This window comes from Corallococcus sp. AB038B (genome assembly GCF_003668955.1).
GTDB lineage: Bacteria > Myxococcota > Myxococcia > Myxococcales > Myxococcaceae > Corallococcus > Corallococcus exiguus.
Window position 1 is genome coordinate 1,201,474 of sequence record NZ_RAWO01000001.1, and the last position, 17,498, is coordinate 1,218,971.

18 protein-coding genes are annotated in these 17,498 nt (G+C 68.8%); 3 read left to right on the forward strand and 15 right to left on the reverse strand.

What is annotated here, in order from left to right:
• Positions 1-16: 16 nt before the first annotated feature.
• The 6 genes from D7Y04_RS04985 to D7Y04_RS05010 all read right to left on the reverse strand — a co-directional run bounded on the left by D7Y04_RS04985 (position 17) and on the right by D7Y04_RS05010 (position 6,254).
• On the reverse strand, positions 17-874 hold the full coding sequence (locus tag D7Y04_RS04985; protein WP_121758486.1) for a hypothetical protein: 858 nt from the start codon (positions 872-874) through the stop codon (positions 17-19).
• 139 nt (positions 875-1,013) lie between these two features.
• Positions 1,014-1,904 carry a hypothetical protein gene (locus tag D7Y04_RS04990; RefSeq protein ID WP_121758487.1) on the reverse strand — a complete coding sequence of 297 codons (891 nt, stop codon included), beginning with the start codon at positions 1,902-1,904 and terminating at the stop codon, positions 1,014-1,016.
• The gene (locus tag D7Y04_RS04995; RefSeq protein WP_233597397.1) at positions 1,901-2,173 is read right to left on the reverse strand and encodes a hypothetical protein; all 273 of its coding nucleotides are present in this window, start codon (positions 2,171-2,173) and stop codon (positions 1,901-1,903) included. Before D7Y04_RS04995 ends, D7Y04_RS04990 begins: the two co-directional genes overlap by 4 nt.
• A 132-nt stretch (positions 2,174-2,305) precedes the next feature.
• Entirely contained in the window at positions 2,306-2,662 is a 357-nt protein-coding gene (gene yhbY / locus D7Y04_RS05000; RefSeq protein WP_120580376.1) for a ribosome assembly RNA-binding protein YhbY, read from the reverse strand.
• 30 nt (positions 2,663-2,692) lie between these two features.
• On the reverse strand, positions 2,693-5,335 hold the full coding sequence (locus D7Y04_RS05005; RefSeq protein ID WP_121758488.1) for a DnaJ domain-containing protein: 2,643 nt from the start codon (positions 5,333-5,335) through the stop codon (positions 2,693-2,695).
• Positions 5,336-5,441: 106 nt separating this feature from the next.
• Positions 5,442-6,254, reverse strand: coding sequence for a hypothetical protein (locus tag D7Y04_RS05010; protein WP_121759280.1), 813 nt, complete (start codon positions 6,252-6,254; stop codon positions 5,442-5,444).
• A gap of 68 nt (positions 6,255-6,322) precedes the next feature.
• Between D7Y04_RS05010 and D7Y04_RS05015 the strand changes: the two genes are divergently transcribed.
• Positions 6,323-7,102: a TSUP family transporter gene (locus D7Y04_RS05015; protein ID WP_171807452.1), complete on the forward strand. Its 780-nt coding sequence runs from the start codon at positions 6,323-6,325 to the stop codon at positions 7,100-7,102.
• A 1-nt stretch (position 7,103) separates the two neighbouring features.
• Here the strand turns inward: D7Y04_RS05015 and D7Y04_RS05020 are convergent, their stop codons facing one another.
• The 5 genes from D7Y04_RS05020 to D7Y04_RS05040 form a co-directional block, all read right to left on the reverse strand.
• Positions 7,104-7,625, reverse strand: coding sequence for a YfbM family protein (locus D7Y04_RS05020; protein WP_120599640.1), 522 nt, complete (start codon positions 7,623-7,625; stop codon positions 7,104-7,106).
• Positions 7,626-7,632: 7 nt separating this feature from the next.
• Positions 7,633-8,142 (reverse strand): biotin/lipoyl-containing protein, encoded by a 510-nt coding sequence (locus tag D7Y04_RS05025; protein ID WP_120580372.1) that lies wholly within the window; start codon positions 8,140-8,142, stop codon positions 7,633-7,635.
• 39 nt (positions 8,143-8,181) lie between these two features.
• A complete protein-coding gene (locus tag D7Y04_RS05030) occupies positions 8,182-9,699 on the reverse strand; it encodes an acetyl/propionyl/methylcrotonyl-CoA carboxylase subunit alpha (RefSeq protein WP_121758489.1) in 1,518 nt (505 codons plus the stop codon).
• Positions 9,700-9,739: 40 nt separating this feature from the next.
• Positions 9,740-10,354: a hypothetical protein gene (locus D7Y04_RS05035; RefSeq protein WP_121758490.1), complete on the reverse strand. Its 615-nt coding sequence runs from the start codon at positions 10,352-10,354 to the stop codon at positions 9,740-9,742.
• Between the two features lie 131 nt (positions 10,355-10,485).
• Positions 10,486-12,048, reverse strand: a complete 1,563-nt coding sequence (locus tag D7Y04_RS05040; protein WP_121758491.1) for an acyl-CoA carboxylase subunit beta — start codon at positions 12,046-12,048, stop codon at positions 10,486-10,488.
• 166 nt (positions 12,049-12,214) lie between these two features.
• Between D7Y04_RS05040 and D7Y04_RS05045 the strand changes: the two genes are divergently transcribed.
• Together D7Y04_RS05045 and D7Y04_RS05050 are read left to right on the forward strand one after the other, a co-directional pair.
• Entirely contained in the window at positions 12,215-13,366 is a 1,152-nt protein-coding gene (locus D7Y04_RS05045; RefSeq protein WP_121758492.1) for a site-2 protease family protein, read from the forward strand.
• Positions 13,367-13,442: 76 nt separating this feature from the next.
• On the forward strand, positions 13,443-13,646 hold the full coding sequence (locus D7Y04_RS05050; protein ID WP_121758493.1) for a hypothetical protein: 204 nt from the start codon (positions 13,443-13,445) through the stop codon (positions 13,644-13,646).
• Between the two features lie 17 nt (positions 13,647-13,663).
• On the opposite strand, the gene D7Y04_RS43965 is transcribed toward D7Y04_RS05050, so the two are convergent.
• The 4 genes from D7Y04_RS43965 to D7Y04_RS05065 form a co-directional block, all read right to left on the reverse strand.
• Positions 13,664-14,164, reverse strand: coding sequence for a hypothetical protein (locus D7Y04_RS43965; protein ID WP_147477036.1), 501 nt, complete (start codon positions 14,162-14,164; stop codon positions 13,664-13,666).
• A gap of 26 nt (positions 14,165-14,190) precedes the next feature.
• Entirely contained in the window at positions 14,191-15,372 is a 1,182-nt protein-coding gene (locus D7Y04_RS05055; protein ID WP_121758494.1) for an AAA family ATPase, read from the reverse strand.
• Between the two features lie 68 nt (positions 15,373-15,440).
• On the reverse strand, positions 15,441-16,820 hold the full coding sequence (locus D7Y04_RS05060) for a hypothetical protein (RefSeq protein WP_121758495.1): 1,380 nt from the start codon (positions 16,818-16,820) through the stop codon (positions 15,441-15,443).
• Between the two features lie 89 nt (positions 16,821-16,909).
• Positions 16,910-17,302: a hypothetical protein gene (locus tag D7Y04_RS05065; RefSeq protein WP_121758496.1), complete on the reverse strand. Its 393-nt coding sequence runs from the start codon at positions 17,300-17,302 to the stop codon at positions 16,910-16,912.
• Positions 17,303-17,498: the final 196 nt, after the last annotated feature.

Sequence of the window (17,498 nt, forward strand, 5' to 3'; positions counted from 1 at the left end):
CACCTGGTTCGGAGACTCAGCGAGGCTCGGGCGTCGCGGTGCTCGTGGCTCCGAACGCGGGCGGTGAGGCGTTCAGTGCTCCCACGGCGTAGGTGCCGTCGTAGCCGTCCGGGTCCTCCGCCTTCTTCTGGAGCGTGATGCCCGGGGCCTGCGCTTCGCCCCGGCTTCGCAGGGACTGCTGGCCACAGGTGTCCGCCGTCATGCCCCGGCAGATCCACGCGGAGCCCCCGGTGTTCGCCAGGTCGAGCGACACCAGACCGGGCTCCGCTTCGAGCAACCGGTGCGTCATGAACTGGAGCTTCTCGTTCCAGGGCGCGCCCACGTCGCGACGCGCGTGCAGGTTGCCCACGAGCACGATGAAGGTGTCTCCACGTGCTTCGCTCCGCGCCTGACGGAGCTGCGCCGCCATCGTGTCATCGCGGTCCTTGCCCCCCGCGTCGAACGCCACCACCCGCAGCGGCAGCCCCGCGTGCCTCAACTCCCTCGCGCGCTCCAACAGGCTCCGCATGGCTTCGCTGCTGCGGCCGTCCTGCACTTCACGGCGCCAGAAGGCACTGTCGGGGGGGCCTTCGGACTCGCCCGCGACGAACGCGTCCAGGCGCGCCTGCTCCTCCACCGGGAACTCCAACGCCAGCCGCACCGGCTGCCCCGCCGCCGCCGCGTGACACGCCAGCCGCGCCGCGAAGGCCGGAGCCTCCTGCGTGCCGTGAACCTCTCCCAACACGACGAAGGCCGCGGGCTTGAGCACCGCCTCCATGCCCGGAATCACCGGACCGCAGTCCGCCTTCGCCTGTGCCGCCGGTGCTTCTCTCGCCGTCCGGCACCCGGTCAGGAGGCAGGTGGCCAACAGCAGGGACGTCGGGAAAGAGCGCATGGGCGGGGAGCCTCCAGTGAGGAGAACGGGAAGTCCCAGTCTCCTCCAGCCCCGTGCCCATGGAAACACGACGGCCCGCCCCGGAAGACGGAGCGGGCCGGTGGTGGCCTCGTGCGTCAGTTCGACGCGACGGGCCGTGTCAGGCGGTGGGGACGACGACGCCCGGGCTGGACTGGCGCTGGGCCGACATGAGCGCCGAGCGCTGCAACCACCCGGCGAGCCCCAGCATCGCGAGCCCCGAGGTGCGCAGCGTGCGCAGCAGCTCCACCGCCTCCGCGGGATTGCCGGGCAACAGCGGCGCCAGCCATTCGCGCGCGTCGTAGAAGAGCCACACCGCGCCGGACACGCCCATGGCCCACCACACCCACGCGAGCCGCCCACCGCGAAGCATGTACGCGACGCGGAGGATGGGCGCGACGAGCAGGATGGTCGTCATGTCCGCCAGCGTGGAGGCCAGCGCGATGACCGCCGTGCACGTGGCCGCGAAGCCCTGGCCCAGGTGGCCCACCGCCGCGACGAGCGCCGGTCCACCCACCGCCAGCGCCGCCACCGCCGCCACCGCCCACAGCAGCGACGCGCGGGAGCTGGGCGGCGGCTGCAGACCGGACTGCTTGTAGGTCCGCGACAGCAGCACCAGCGCGAACGTCGTGCACACGTTCGCCAGCACCACCACGCCCATGCGCACGGGCAGCAGCGGCGACTCGGTGAAGGGCACGTCCGGCACCGCGTGCATCCAGTAGCTGCGCAGGGCCGTGCTCACGAGCGACAGCACCGCGCCCGCCGTCAGCAGGCCCCACACGCGGCGCAGGTAGTCTCCGGAGCCGAACGACAGCGCCGCCGCCGCCGTTCCCGCCACCGCGAGCAGGCCCACCGTCCAGCCCGCCACGTCACCCACGAGCGCCAGCCGGGGCGCGTCCTGGAACGACGTGGCCACCGCGGCCAGGTGCACCAGCTGGAGCACCACGACGGCGCCCAGCCACGGCGCCATCCGCTTGAAGGCGCGACCCGAAGAAGAACGGGGGGCGTTCATCGCAGCTTCTCCATGGCCTTCGAAATCTCCGTGAGGGTGTTCGTCGTGCGCACCGCGCCGATGAAGACGTTGAGCATGGGCTTGAGGCCCTCCAGCACCTGCGGCACGTCCTGAACGCCCACCTGCTCCGGTGGACGCTTGAGGGCCCGCAACGCGGCGGTGTGGATGGCCATCTTCGCGGTGAAATCACCCAGGAGTGGCTCCAGGTGATGCATCAGCACGTCGTGCCAGCCGGGGGAGGCTGACGGGGAGGACGAGGAAGTCTGCACGTCACCTCCGCGGGGGGAAGACCCCCAGCGTAGGGACATTTCGAACCCTGTACGAGGGTTCGACTGCCCTCGAACCCGCAGAAAGTGCGGGGATGAGTCTGGATTCCCCGCGACCTCTGGAAAACGGTGCGGCTAACGGCGGCGCGGCTTCTTCTCTTCGTCCGCCTTGGGGGCCGGACGGGGCTCATGCGGGCCCTTGAGGATGTCCTCGAAGTGGGACTTCTGCTTGCGGCGCTTGAAGAAGAGGGCGGTGCGGCCCAGGAGCTGCGCGAGCTCCGAGCCGGTGGCCTCGGCGATGCTGTCGGCGCCTTCGTGGCGGCCTTCCGGGCCTTCGTTGATCTTCACCTTGATGAGCTCGTGGTCGTTCAGCGCCTGCTCGATGGCGGCGATGACGCCCTCGGTGACGCCGGACGAGCCGACGATGACCACCGGCTCCAGGTGGTGGCCGAGGGCCCGCAGGTGGCGGCGTTCTTTCCCGGTGAGGGGCATGGGGGGTGTCTCCTTGAAAAGGCGCGCACCCTACTTCTTTTGCGACGCCATGCGGACCTCTCGCATCGCATCGATGTGGTCCGGTTGCAGCTCGACCGTCCGCTTGAAGTGCTTGAGGGCCCCGGGCGCGTCGCCGCACAGCTTGGCGATGACGCCCAGGAAGTAGTGGGCGGGGGCGCACCGCTCGTTGCGCTTGATGGCGGCCTGGATTTCGCGGAAGGACTCCGGCTGGGCGGCCTTCTTGTCCGGGGCGGCGAGGAAGCGCGCATAGCCCCGCCAGGCGAAGAACTCGGGCTCCTCGGCGTTGAGGGAGATGGCCTCGTTGAGCATCTTCACGGCTTCCGGGTACTTGCGCGCCTTCACCAGGATGCAGGCCTTCTGGAAGAGCTCTTCCGCCTGGAGGATGGCCTGGATGTCCACGCCGTCGCCGCCGCCGTTCTTGAGCTCCTCGATGTAGGCCGCGCGGCTCTTGTCGTCGGAGAGGGCTCGGTAGGCGTCGCCGATGTACGCGAACACCTCCGCCTTGAGCTTCTCCAGCTCCTGCGGGGCGCCCTGGGGCAGGGTGTCCGGGTGGTAGAGCTTGGCCAGGCGGAAGTAGGCGATCTTCACCGCGCTGCCTTCGGTCTGTTCGGTGAGGCCCAGCCGCTGGAAGTGATTCTGGCCCTTCAGGGTCGCGGCGAGCTGGCGCAGCGCGGGCAGTTCGTCCGAGCCGGGGGCGGGACCCGAAGCGGCCGGGGCCGCCGGAGCGGCGACGACGGGCGGAGCGGGCCGGGCGGCACCGGGACCCGCCACGGGAGCGGCTCCAGCAGGGGCACCCGGGGGACGCGCACCCGGGCCCGCGGCAGGGGCGGCTCCGGCGGGGGCTCCCGGAGGAGGACGGGGCGCCGCACCAGGGCCCGTCGTGGGCGCGGCGGCCGGGCGCGCGGCACCGGGACCCGCCACGGGGGCGGCAGCGGCGGGGCGGGGCGCGGCACCTGGACCGGCGACGGGCGCACCTGGGCCCGCGACTGGCGCGCCGGGCGCGGCACCCGGACCGGCGACGGGTGCACCGGGCGCGGCACCCGGACCGGCGACGGGCGCGCCGGGCCTGGCTCCAGCGCTCGCTGCGGCAGGCGCACCGGGCGCGGCACCCGGGCCCGCGACGGGTGCACCGGGTCTGGCCCCGGTGCTCGCGGCGGCAGGTGCACCGGGCGCGGCAGGCGCACCGGGCGCGGCACCCGGGCCGGTGGCTCCAGGTCCCACGGTGGGCACGGTGCCGGATGGACGGGTCGGACTGCCCGTACCCACGGTGGGCACGGTGCCGGATGGACGGGTCGGATTCCCCGCACCCACGGTGGGCACGGTGCCGGACGGACGGGTCGGGTTGCCCGCCGTGGGGCCGGAGGCCGGCGGCGGCGGCGCTGTCTGCGCGCGCGAGGCCGCCGCGAAGGAGACGCCGTTCAGTTCCTTCAACAGGAACGCCACGCGCAGCAGGTGATCCGTGTCCTGCGGCACGTCCTGGAGCAACTGCCCCAGCGAGCGCACCCCGTCGATGAAGGAGAGCGCGCGGACCTCGTGCGGCGTCAGGCGCAGCTCGCTGGAGGCCACCCGGCCCCCGGACTTCATGATGGGCATGGGCAGCACGAAGGCCAGCCGCCGCTTGAGGTCCGCCGTCGGCATGCGCCGCACCTGGTCGCTGATCAGCGCCCAGCGGTTGCCCAGCGGCATCGCCTTCTGCGCGGGCAGGTCTCGCGCCTCGAAGGTGAACGTGCCGGACTCCGCACGCAGCGCCTTGCCCAGGATGCCCAGCGCCCGCTGCGCCAGCTGCGTGAACGCCGTCGCCGGCTGGAGCAGCCCCAACCCAAACAGCGCCGCGAGCAGGTCGCCTCCGAAGCGCTCCTTGGAACCCTCCGCCTGCTGGAGCTGCTCCGCCGTCAGGAGCCTCGCGCCCATCAGCGACACGCCCAGCGCGTCCTCCGCGTGCGACGAGTCCACGTACTCCGGGCTGCCCTTGCGGAAGTGGACCGACAGCGTGCGGTCCGAAAGCCCCAACGTCAGCAGGCCCGTCTGCTCGCCCGCGGCGATGCGCCCATACAACTGCAGGGGCGAGCACTGCTGGAGCTGCCCCTGCGGCGGCACCGTGTTGGTCCCGTCATCCGCCGGACTCTGCGGTGCCTGCGGAGCCGCCGCCGGAGCCGCTCCCGCGCCAGGTGCTCCCGCCGGACGGGCCGCCGCGACCGGAGGACCCGGAGGCCGCGCGGCCGCGACAGGACGTCCCGCCGCGTCGACGGGCGGACGCACGGCTCCAGGCCCGGGCCGCATCGCGCCAGGGCCCGCCATGGGCGGCCGGGTGCCAGGACCCGCGACGGGGGCCATTCCAGGGCCCGCCATGGGCACGGCGGCCGGACCCGCGACGGGTGCGGCAGGGCCGGGTGGGGGTGGAGCGATGGCGGCGGGCGTGGATTGCAGCAGCGACGCGGGCGCGCCGTCACCCCACAGCTCCCGGGGGAACGAGTCCCGCACCTCCGGGAAGCGCCACGGGAAGGCGAACTGCAGGCCATCGATGGAGACCTGGATCTTGCCCTGGATGGAGCCGCTGTCGATGAGCAACTCGATGGTCGCGCCCGTCAGGGGCCCCCAGGTGGTGCCCCGATCGTTCCGCACCCAGTACTGCCGGACCTCGCCCTCCGCCATGTGCCGTCCTGCTCCCAGTCCCTGGACCGCCGGGAAGATGGAATTTTATCGCCGCCCAGGCTCGCGTCCAAGCAGACGACCGCACACGAGCGGCCGGACGGGCGTTTCAGGGCGTGGCGCCCTCCATCGCCGCCAGCCCCACGTTGGCCAGACACGCCGCGTCGGCCTGCTGCTCGGCGGGCGGGTCGAAGCAGTACACCTCGCTATCGAAGACCTTGCAGATGCCCGCCGGGGTCCCCGCGCACGCCACCTTGCCGTACGCCGTGGTGCAGTTGAAGCCGCACACCGGGCCCACCTCGCTCAGCTTGCACTGGGGCGCCGGCAGGCCCTTGCCCCACGCGCAGAGCGCCGCGGGCGACGGGTCGAAGCAGGTGAGGTGGCCGTTCATCGCCTTGCACACGCCCAGGGGCGTCTTCGCGCAGCGCACCCCTTCGGAGGCGTTCACGCAGTTGTAGCCGCACGCCATCTGCACACCGTTGCTGACGCACTGCGCGCGCGCCACCTGCCGGCCGAACACCGCGAACACCGCGGCGGGCGGGTCGAAGCACATCACGTTGCCACCCTGGCTGCGGCACGCGCCCGCGGGCGTCTTCGCGCACTGCACCTTGCCGAAGTCCGTGGCGCACCCGTACCCGCAGCCCACCACCCCGTCGATGGTCTTGCACTCCGAGTCCGGCAGCGCGGCGCCGTACGCCTTCACCACGTAGGCCGGCGGGTCGAAACAGGTGGCCTGTCCGTCGATGACGGTACATTTGCCCTGGAGCGTCTGGGCGCACCGCACGCGCTGTCCATCCGACTTGCACGCATAGCCACAGGACACGTGCCCATCGATGGAGCGGCACGTGGCGGTGGTCGCGTCAGGCGTCGAGGGCGGCGCGGCGAGCGTCAGCGCCAGCACGGTCATCAGGGTCGCGAGCATGGACCCCATTGACCCCCAAGCTTCGACCCCGCGCAAGTAAGGGTGATAAGCGGGGCGCCATCGTGGACATGGACGTCAGCGCAGTGCAGCTGGTGCTGTTGTGTGTCGCCGCGCTGAGCGCGGGCTTCGTGGACGCCATCGCGGGGGGCGGCGGGCTCATCAGCCTGCCCGCGCTCCTGGCGGCGGGCCTGCCCGCGCACGTGGCGCTGGGCACCAACAAGGGGCAGTCCGTGTTCGGCTCGGGCGCGGCGATGGTGCGCTTCGCGCGCGCGGGGCTGGTGGATTGGAAGCTGGCCCGAGCGACGTTCCCCTTCGGCCTGATGGGCGCGTTCGGCGGCGCGGCGCTGGTGCTGCTGCTCAAGCCGGAGGTGCTCAAGCCGCTGGTGCTGGTGCTGCTCATCGCGGTGGCGGTGTTCCTCGCCTTCCGCCGCACACCGCCGAAGCGCGATGGCGTGGAGCCCTCGCCCCGGCCGCGCGCGCAGGCCATCGGCGCGCTCATCGCGCTCTGCCTGGGCACCTATGACGGCTTCTTCGGTCCGGGCACGGGCACCTTCCTCATCGTGGCGTTCTCGTCACTGCTGGGCCACGGCCTGGCGCGCGCGTCCGCGGACGCGAAGGTGGTGAACTTCGCCTCCAACCTGGCGTCGGTGTCGCTCTTCACGCTGAAGGGCGTGGTGCTGTGGAAGGTGGCGCTGCCCATGGCCGCCGCGCAGTTCACCGGCGCGTGGCTGGGCGCGCACGTGGCGGTGAAGGGCGGCGACCGGGTGGTGCGCGTCGTGGTGCTCGGCGTGGTGGCCGCGCTGGTGCTGAAGCTGGGGTACGACGTGTGGCAGGGCTGGGCGGCCTGATTCAGCCGATGTGCACGAGCAGGCACAGGCCGCGCTTCGCCACGGCGGCGGTGAACTTCTGGAGCTCCACGAAGTAGGAGAGCAGCTCCTCCAGCGGATCCACGTCCTCCGCCGGCTCCTCCTCGTCCCAGGTGCCGGGGTAGATGTCCTCCGCCTGGAGCGTCGCGGGGTCGAAGCGCTTGCGCAGGTCCTCCACGGAGGCCTTCTTCAGCGCCTCCGCCAGCGCCTTCACGGCGGCCACGTCGAACACGCGCGCGGTGCCTTCATCCGACGGGATGTCGCCCACGTCCTCGCCGCCGCGGACCAGGAAGTCCAGGGGCGGCGTGCCCTCCCAGGCCGTGCCGGTGAGCAGGTACTGGAGGCCGTGCCACGCCTCGCCAATGTCCAGCTCCAGGAAGGCCACGCCCTTCGCGTCGCCGAAGTCCTCCTCGTCCTCCAGGAAGGGCTCCAGCGCTTCGGGCGCCTGGTGCAGGGACTGGCGCTGCGACTCGGTGGTGCTGCGCAGCGTGCAGAGCATCTCCATGGGGCGGCTACTCCACGACGACGAGCTTGGCGTTGTTCTCCACGGCGGTGCCTTCCTTGGCGAACACCTCCGTGACCTTGCCGGCCTTGGGGCTCTTGAGCTCGTTCTCCATCTTCATGGCCTCCACGACCACGAGCCCCTGGCCCTCCTTCACTTCCTCCCCGACCGCGACCAGCACCTTCACCACCTTGCCGGGCATGGGCGCGAGGATGACCTGACGGCCCTCCACGGAGAAGCTACCGGCCGCGGCGCGCATGCGCAGCTTGCGCTCATCCGCGACGTCGGTGCGGTTCACCTGTCCGCGCACCAACGTTCCAATCTCGTCGCCGTTCTCCTCGAACTCGACGTTGTAGGACTGGCCGTCCACCAGGAGCGACAGCGTGCCCTGGTCCACGGACAGCGCGTCCACCTGGAACGTCTGGCCGTTCACCGTGAGCCGGTAGCGGTCCTGGCCCAGTGACTCCAGGTCCACCGGCACCGCTTCCTTCTGGCCCTGCTGCTTCGTGAAGTAACGCATGAGGAAAGGTCCTTCCGGAGGCTTGCGGGAGGAAGCAGGTCAGCGGCGGCGGCTCTTCAGCGCCAGACGCCACGGGCTGATGCGGCCAGGGGCGTCACCGCCACCGGCGCGCGACGGCAGCGTCTTCGCGCGCTTCTGGTCGCGCTGGAACGCGTGCAGCGTGCTCGCGAGCAGCGCCACCTCGCTGAGCTTGGTGTCCTCCTCGCCCAGCAGCGCCGTGTGATGGCGGGTGAGGAAGCTGGTGTCGTAGTCCCCGCCCACGAACTCCGGGTGGGACAGGATGCCGTGCAGGTAGCGGATGTTGGTGGTGATGCCCTTCACCACGTACTCGGACAGCGCACGCTTCGCCCGCGCGATGGCCTCCTCGCGCGTGGCGCCCCACACGGACAGCTTGGAGATCATGGGGTCGTAGTAGTTGGGCACCGTGAAGCCCGCGAACACGCCCGAGTCGTCTCGCACGTTCGGGCCGCTCGGCACGCGCAGCGCGTGGATCTTGCCGGGGCTGGGCATGAAGTTGCGCGCCGGGTCCTCCGCGTACACGCGCACTTCGATGGCGTGACCGCGCGGCGTGGGGGCCTCGAAGAGGGGGAGCTTCTCACCCTCGGCGGCCTTGATCTGCATGGCCACCAGGTCCAGGCCGGTGACCCACTCAGTCACCGGGTGCTCCACCTGGAGGCGGGTGTTCATCTCCAGGAAGTAGAAGTTGCGGTGCACGTCCACCAGGAACTCCACCGTCCCGGCGCCCACGTAGTTGACGGCCTTGGCCGCCTTCACCGCGACCTCGCCCATCTTCGCGCGCATCTCCGGCGTGAGGATGGGGCTGGGCGTCTCCTCCACCACCTTCTGGTGACGGCGCTGCGCGGAGCACTCGCGCTCGTTCAGGTGGATGGTGTTGCCGTACTGGTCGGCGAAGACCTGGATCTCCACGTGGTGAGGCTTCTCCAGGTACTTCTCGATGTAGACCGCGTCGTTGCCGAAGGCGTTGAGCGCCTCGCTCTTGGCGGAGCGCCACGCGGAGTCGAAGTCGGCCATGCCCTCCACGCGGCGCATGCCCTTGCCACCGCCGCCGCCGGCGGCCTTGAGCATGATGGGGAAGCCGATCTGCTGCGCGTACTCGCGCGCTTCCTCGATGGTGGCGATGGGCTCGGTGGTGCCGGGGACGACGGGCACGCCCGCCTTGATCATGTTGGCGCGGGCGCGGGTCTTCTCGCCCATGGCGTCCATGGCGGCGGCCGGCGGGCCGATGAAGATGATGCCGGCCTTCTCGCAGGCGCGCACGAAGGACGCGTTCTCGGAGAGGAAGCCGTAGCCGGGGTGGATGGCGTCCGCGCCGGACTCCTTCGCGACCTCCAGGATGCGCTCCTGCACGAGGTAGCTCTCGCGCGAGGGCGGGGGGCCGACGAAGTAGGCCTGGTCGGCGGTGCGCACGTGCAGCGCGGAGCGGTCTGCTTCGGAGTACACCGCCACGGTGGCGATGCCGAGGTCCTTGCAGGTGCGCATTACCCGGATGGCGATCTCGCCGCGGTTGGCGACGAGCACTTTGCGGATCTTGGGCATGGGCGCCCGTCTAGCATGGGGCGCCCGGGATTGCCCGTCCCTACTTGCGCAGGTTCAGGTACTCATCCATCAGCTGCTTCGCCTGGGCGAGCTTCGCCTCCACGTAGCGGTCGTCCTCGTCCGGCTCCGACGGCGGGGCGGGGTGCGCGGGGGCCTCCACGGCCTTGCCATCCGGCCCGAAGTCCACCGCGGCCGCCAGCAGGTTGCGCGCGGCATTCCCGCTGAAGAGGCGGGCCAGCCCCGTCGTCTCCACGTCCAGCCAGCGCGCGGCCTGGCGCAGGACGTCCAGGTACTCGCCCTCCATGGCGCGGGGTGGGCGGCTGGGGGCGGCCATGCAGACGCGTGCGTAGCTGTGCTCCCGGTCCACGTACATGCCCATGGAGCGGTCGCGGAAGTCCTTGGAGAGGGCCTGCGTCATCGCGTCCAGGTGCTCCTCGGGGGAGGACACCTTGCCGGACATCTTGCCGGAGACGAGGGGGATCTCCGCGACGTGCCAGCCGCTGTCAGCCAGTGCTTCCGGACGGGACTCCACCCACTTCACTTCGGGACAGGGGAGGTCCAGCCCCTCGCACACGCCCTTGAGCGTCTGACGCAGAGCGGTGAGGTTGCCTTCGACGTCGGAGAGGAAGAGAACGAGTCGGCGCTGCTGGGACACGTGGGGGGCTCCTTGAGTGGCCCCGTGAAAGCCCCGGCGTTAGCTGAGAATTTCCGGAAGTGACGACGCCCGCCTGCCCCCCAGGCGACAGGGGACGTGCGGGCGGGTTCCAGAACTTCTGGGGACTACTGCTACAGCGGGATGTTGCCGTGCTTGCGGGGCGGGTTCTCCTGCCGCTTGTCCTTGAGCATCTCCAGCGCGCGGATGACCTTGGCGCGGGTCTCCTCCGGGCGGATGACCTCGTCGATGTAGCCCAGCTCCGCCGCCTTGAACGGGTTAGCGAACTTCTCACGGTAGTCGTCCGTGAGCTTCTTGCGTTCGGCGTTGGCGTCCTGAGCCTTGATCAGCTCGTTGCGGAAGATGATGTTCACCGCGCCTTCGGGGCCCATCACGGCGATTTCGGCGGTGGGGTAGGCGTAGTTGATGTCCGCGCGGATGTGCTTGGACGCCATGACGTCGTACGCGCCGCCATAGGCCTTGCGGGTGATGAGCGTGATTTTGGGAACGGTGGCTTCCGCGTACGCGTAGAGCAGCTTGGCGCCGTGGGTGATGATGCCGCCCCACTCCTGGTCGGTGCCGGGGAGGAAGCCGGGCACGTCCACCAGGGTGAGCAGGGGGATGTTGAAGCAGTCGCAGAAGCGCACGAAGCGCGCGGCCTTCACGCTGGCGTCGATGTCCAGGCAGCCGGCGAGCACCGCGGGCTGGTTGGCGACGATGCCCACGCTTTTGCCGTTCATGCGCGCGAAGCCGACGACGATGTTCTTCGCGAAGTGCTCCTGCACCTCGAAGAAGTGCTTGGAGTCCACGATGGCGCGGATGATCTCCTTGATGTCGTAGGGCTTGTTCGGGTTCGCCGGAACAATGGACTTGAGCGACTCCTCGGCGCGGAACGGGTCGTCCTCACACGGCTGGGACGGCGGGTCCTCCTGGTTGTTGGAGGGCAGGAACGAGAGCAGCTCGCGCGTCATGGCGATGGCGGCCTGTTCGTTCTCCGCGGCGAAGTGGGCCACGCCGGACTTCTGGTTGTGCGTGAGCGCGCCGCCCAGGGACTCCTTGGAGACCTCTTCGTGCGTCACCGTCTTGATGACGTCCGGGCCGGTGATGAACATGTACGACGTGTCCTTCACCATCATGATGAAGTCCGTGATGGCGGGCGAGTACACCGCGCCGCCCGCGCACGGCCCCAGGATGAGCGAAATCTGGGGGACGACGCCGGACGCCAGCGTGTTGCGCAGGAAGATGTCCGCGTAGCCGGCCAGGCTCTCCACGCCTTCCTGGATGCGCGCGCCGCCGGAGTCGTTGAGCCCGATGACAGGCGCGCCCACGCGGGTGGCCAGGTCCATGATCTTGCAGATCTTCTGGGCGTAGGCACCGGACAGCGAGCCGCCGAAGACGGTGAAGTCCTGGGCGAAGACGAACACCTGGCGGCCTTCCACGGTGCCGTAGCCGGTGACGACGCCGTCGCCGAGGATCTTCTTGTCGCCCATGCCGAAGTCGTGGCTGCGGTGGGTGACGAACTTGTCCAGCTCGCTGAAGGAGCCGGGGTCGAGGAGCAGGTCGATGCGCTCGCGGGCCGTGAGCTTTCCGGCCTCGTGCTGCTTGGCGATGCGGTCGGCGCCGCCGCCCTGCTCGGCCTGCTGCTCCATCTGCTGGAGCCGTGCGCGCAAGGGATCGTTCTCGGGGGTCGTGGCCATGGGGGGCGCTCTAACACGATTGGACGTCGCTGGCAGCGCTTCCCTTGCTCCTGGAGGGGTGGGCGAACGGCCGGGCCCGGTGTGCATGGGACGGGGACGGGACGGAAGTTCAGGATTTCCGACACGGCGTCTTCCAGTGGGGGAGGCGGGCACAGGGAGGCTGGCGATGCGCGCGAGGCCGGGAGCATTGCAGGTGGGCTCATTCCGGGGCGTCCCCATCCGGGTCCATGTCTCCCTGTTGGTGGCGTTGCCGCTCCTGGCGTTGTCGTTCGGAGGGGCGCTCCAGCAGGCGGCGGAGACAGCGGACGTGCCGCCGGGCGCGCTGGGTGGGCACCCGTGGGCGTGGGGGCTGGCGGTGGCGGTGGGGCTGTTCGTGTCGGTGCTGCTGCACGAGATGGCGCACACGTTCTATGCGCTGCGGCATGGCGGCGAGGTGCACGGCATCACGCTGATGATTGTCGGCGGTGTGTCAGAGCTGGCGGAGGTGCCCAAGCGTCCCCGGGACGAGGCGGTGATGGCGCTGGTGGGCCCGCTGACGAGCCTGGGGCTGGCGGCGTTCCTGGGCGCGCTGACGTGGTTGGTGCACGGCCTGGGGATGTTCCAGGTGCAGTTCGCGCTCTTCACGCTGGCGATGCTCAACGCGGTGCTGGGGGGCTTCAACCTGTTGCCGGCGTTCCCCATGGACGGAGGCCGCATCGTGCGCGCGGCGCTGACGCCCCGGCTGGGATTGGTGCGGGCGACGAAGGTGGCGGCGGGGCTGGGGCGGCTGTTCGCGGTGTTGTTCGGCGTGTGGGGGCTGGTGACGCTGAACCCGTTCACGCTGGTGGTGGCGTTCTTCGTGCTGATGGGGGCGGAAGGGGAGTCGCGGCAGGTGCGGATGAAGGCAGTGCTGGAGAAGGTGCAGGTGGAGGCGCTGATGACGCCGCGGATGGTGGGCGTGGACCTGGACCTGTCGATGCAGGACGCGCACTGGGCGCTGCGGCACGAGCACGTGAGCATGTTGCCGGTGACGAGCACGGGGCGGCCGGTGGGGCGGGTGACGTGGGCGGCGGTGCAGGCGGTGCCGGAGGCGCAGCGCGGAAGCTACGTGGTGCGCGACGCGATGGAGGACGGAGTGGTGGCGGACCTGCGCGAGGACGGGTGGACGGCGCTGCGCAGGATGGCGGAGGCGCGCGTGCCCATGGCCGCGGTGGTGGACGAGGACGGGCTGCTCGCGGGGACGTTGGACTGGAATGACATCCAGCGGGGGCTGGCGCGGGCGGAGGAGGCGGAGCGCCAGCGGTCGCGGACGGGGTGGCCTCGGGAGCGGACGGCGTAGGGTTCGAGGCGGGACGGGGACATTGCGGCAAGGCCGGGGGATGAAGACCTTGCCCTCCAGGCATCGGAGGGAGCGCATGGCCCAGAAGAAGAACAGCCTCGTGGCGAACATCAACCGGCGCAAGAAGGCGGGGACGTCGCGGCCGAAGAGCCGCTCCAAGGTGTCCAGCAAGTCCTACAAGAACATGGAGCGCGACTGGGGCAAGACGGCGCGCAAGAAGACCGCGGCGAAGAAGACCGCGGGCAAGAGCACGGTTCGGAGGAGATCGGCCCGTAGATAGTGTCTGTCACCTCGCGTCTACTTTTTTGAGGTCTTGATGCGGCGATGCTCCTGTTTTTTTGCTGGAGCGCTCTTCGGCAGGTGTTTCGCCATGACTTTCTTACCTACGAACTCGATCCCATTTTGGTCAAGCCTTCTCCGCGCCCTTTCCGTGTCAGCGAAATAAACTTCGCTGGATGCAACCCACAGCCACGTCTTGATGCGCACTCCATTCTGCATGTGGGTGCTCAGTTGTTCCATTGCGGCCGAACGTTTTTTTATAATTGTTGATATCTCGTCTTCCTTTGCTGAGTGAGGTTCTACGGCAATGACTTCACCGCTTGGTTCATGCCCCAGTAAGTAATCCCAGCGATTCTCTCCTTCCCGGCCGCTCAGCATCGCCTTGTCAAGGTCAATGCTGTCGTCAAATTCAGAGCGGATGGATGGGTCGAAGTGTTGATGGTGCTTGTTTTCTACGGCCTTTATTCCATCGCATACCAAGTCGTGGAGAGTTGAATTTGGAGTGAGGGACCGGCGCAATGAACTCTTCTTTGAACTTGATTTACTCAAGAATTCGCCTCGTTCACTGCCTTTCGTACAGCGTCGCCAAAACGCGATGAGTATTCAGTCAGGCCCCCCCAGCCCGAGATGCTCTCATCTTCCGAATTCGGATCCAGCTCGGAGATGTCCTTTGAAGTGACCTTCCCTTGCGAGTTAAATCGCAGCAGATGAGTGCGGTAGTCTTTTTGCAATGCTGCTTCCGCGACCTTCTGCATTTGTTGAGGGTGGTCTACATCAAAGGCTTCGCAAACAAGTTGCCAGCGCGCCTTGTGACGTTTGAGTTGGTTCATCATCCATTGCATCGTGATGATGTGCGGCGAGTGTGTGGAGAGCACTACGCGATATCCGCGCCACAGTAGGTCGAGAACGAGCAGCATGACAGCAGTGATGGCTTGTGGATGTAGGCCCATCTCCGGTTCTTCGATAACCACCCAGTCGAGTCCTTCACGTTTGCGAAGCTTTGTTGAGGGCAGTAGGTGATATAGTCCCAAAAGTAGAGGGGTGAACTCACGTTGCCCGGCAGTCCAGGTCATGAAGGGCAAATGCATTTTCCCGTGAGCCAGCCTCAGTCGCCTTGCATGCTGTGCATCTTCATGTATGCCGACCTCGCCTCCATGAAAAACGGCGGAGTCAATTTTTCTGCGGATTTCTTGTTTCAGCCTCTTTTCGACTGGGAACAAGGTGCCTGCGTCTTTGCCGCTGAATTGATCAAACAGATTCTGGCTGAAAACCCGTGCGACAACGGGTGTTTCAGATGAAAGCTTCTGGAAAGGTGACGCCCATCCGTCACTGATCAACATGGCGCGGTGTGCTGGCACAAAGAAGAGTCGCTCGGTGTTATCCCCGACGCGGCTAAGACTCTTGGGGGAAACTCGTCGGGTGCCAAGGCGCACCGCTGTCGTCCCGCGCCATGCTTGTGCCATTCCAGTTCCGAAAATCAGATCGATGAGTACTTCAGATCGATCAACTGGATGGCCTGCATCCTTGAGCGCATCAACCAGTTGGCGCCCATCCATCGCAGCCTTCAGCCATTGAAGCGCAAGACTCTTACCCGCTCCTTGCGGTCCTACAAGTACGGTTAAATCACCAAGTGTCAGATCGACGTTGTTGAGATGTGCGAAGTTCCGGATAGCCAATTTAATTGGTTTTGATGCGGTTGGCCTTGATTTGCGAGTTCTTTTTTTCATTTGTGGGTTTGTATGGAGGATGGTGGTTTCAGTGTATTGGGTTTCACTTGCCTCTGTCCAAGTGGATACTAAGGCTTCTCCGGCAGTGACCAGTTCATCTGGAAACGGTGCGCGCCGTTGGGCGCACTGTCCAGCCAGCCGGTGATGCTGTCGCTCTTCGCGAGCAGGGGGCCCAGCTCCGTGCTCGCGCCGAAGAACGCGGCCAGGCGCTCGTCGCCCATCACGTCCATCAGCGACACCTGGGACAGGCCCCTGGCCAACTTCTTCGGATCCAACGTGAACTCCACCGCGCGCTTCAGCGGCCCGCCCTTCTCCGGCAGCGACGCGAGCATCGTCTGCGTCACCGTGGAGTCGTTGCCGAACACCAGCTGCTTGCCCTTGAGCCGCACGTAGACGCTGCCGCCCTTGGCCTCCATCGCGTAGCCGTCCTCCAGCGTCTTGGCGCCCGGGAACTTCGCCAGCGGGGCCAGCGCCGCCTTCACCGCCGCCGCGTCCGTCACCTCCGCCGCCAACGCCTGCTTCGCCGCGAAGAAGCGCACCTCCGGCTTGCGCAGTGAACCGCGCACCGCCACCGAGTCCACGCCGAACAACACCTGCCCCGTCATCTGCTTCGCCAGCGCGTCCGTCACCGCCTTCACGTCCGCCGCCGGACACGCGGGACACACCGACTGCACCGCGGCCCCCACTGAATCGACCGCCTGCGCCACGCCTGTCGGCGCCACCTGCGCCCTGGCGAAGAGCAGGCCCGCGGGGGCCATGGCGCCGTAGGGGCTCGTGCCCTTGGCCTGGAAGGGCGGCAGGGGCAGCTTCGTCGTCGTGCCCTCCACCTTCAGCCCTGTCGCCGTGCCGTCCAATGCCAACACGCCGTCCTTCGTGGACAGGTACAGCACGCCCGGCACCGTGGCCATGCGCGCGTCAGCGGCCGCCGCCTTGAGCGCCACCAGCTTCGCGGCCTCCTTGCGGAGCGCGTCGTCGGAGTCCGTGCTCAGGAAGGCGCAGGCCTCCTGGCCCTTGATGACGTAGCCGCCGAAGCCTCCCGAGGCGCTCGGCGCGCGCAGCGTCGTCACGCCCTTCACCGTGCCCGCCTTCACGTCGCCGTTGCGCGCGAGCACGTTCGCGGTCGCTTCCTGGAACACCTTCGTGTCCTTCACCCGCGTGCACGCGATGCGGCCGTCCTGCCGCATGGACACCGTCAGCGGCCCCGTCACGTCGATGCCCTGCGCCTCCATCACCTCCGGCTTCCCGAGGTCGAGCTGCAGGATGGGGTGCAGCTCTCCGCGCCACGCCTCCGGGTTCAACAGCTGCGAGTACGCCCCGGCCCGCGTCAGGAACGCGTTCAACCCCTGGAGCTGATCCAACTGCGGGGCGTGGAGGACCGTGACCGTGGAGGCGGCGACGCGAGGCGCGGGTGCGGCCGCCAGCGTGGCGGCAAGTGCGAGGGCGAGCATGCCTCCACCTGAAAGCGACCCACGGCCCCTGTCAAGGCACTCCCACCCGGGACGCCCATCACCAACGTCCGCGCGGCGCCCCGCTGGCCCTACGCCGGCAGCCGCCCCGTGTTGGCCCAGTCAATCATCCGCTCCGCCAGCTCCTCCGCGTTGCGGCGCAGGTAGGCCAGCTGCAACACCTCGTCGTCCGTGCACGCCAGCGCCATGCGCACCCGCACGCCGTCCACGAAGCGCAGCACCTGCCCGATGCTCAGCGACGCCCGGTCCTCCAGCGCCCCCACGAACCCCGCCACCTCCGCCTCCGCCGCGCAGCCCTCCGCCAGCAGCGCCGCCACCCACACGGACCGCGCCACCCGGTGCTCGCGCGCCCTCGTGTCCTGGAGCTGAAGACGCCACGGCTGCGCCTCCCAGTGCGCCGCGCCCTCGACGTTCTCCACCAGCTCCCGCCCGCCCTGCGTCCGCGATTCCATCGCTCGCATCATCCGTGCCCCCTCTTCCATCAAGACCTGGGTCCATCCACGGGCGTGACCGGCAGCCTTCCTCCCGTCCACGAGCAGGGCTCGCGAATGAGCGGCTTTCCGGAAAAGACGCACTCCACCTGTTTTCTTGCCCGCCCGGAGGGATGCTTGGACTGTCATTCGCGGACGCTCCCGTGCAGGTGGGAAAGCCTCTCGCCGG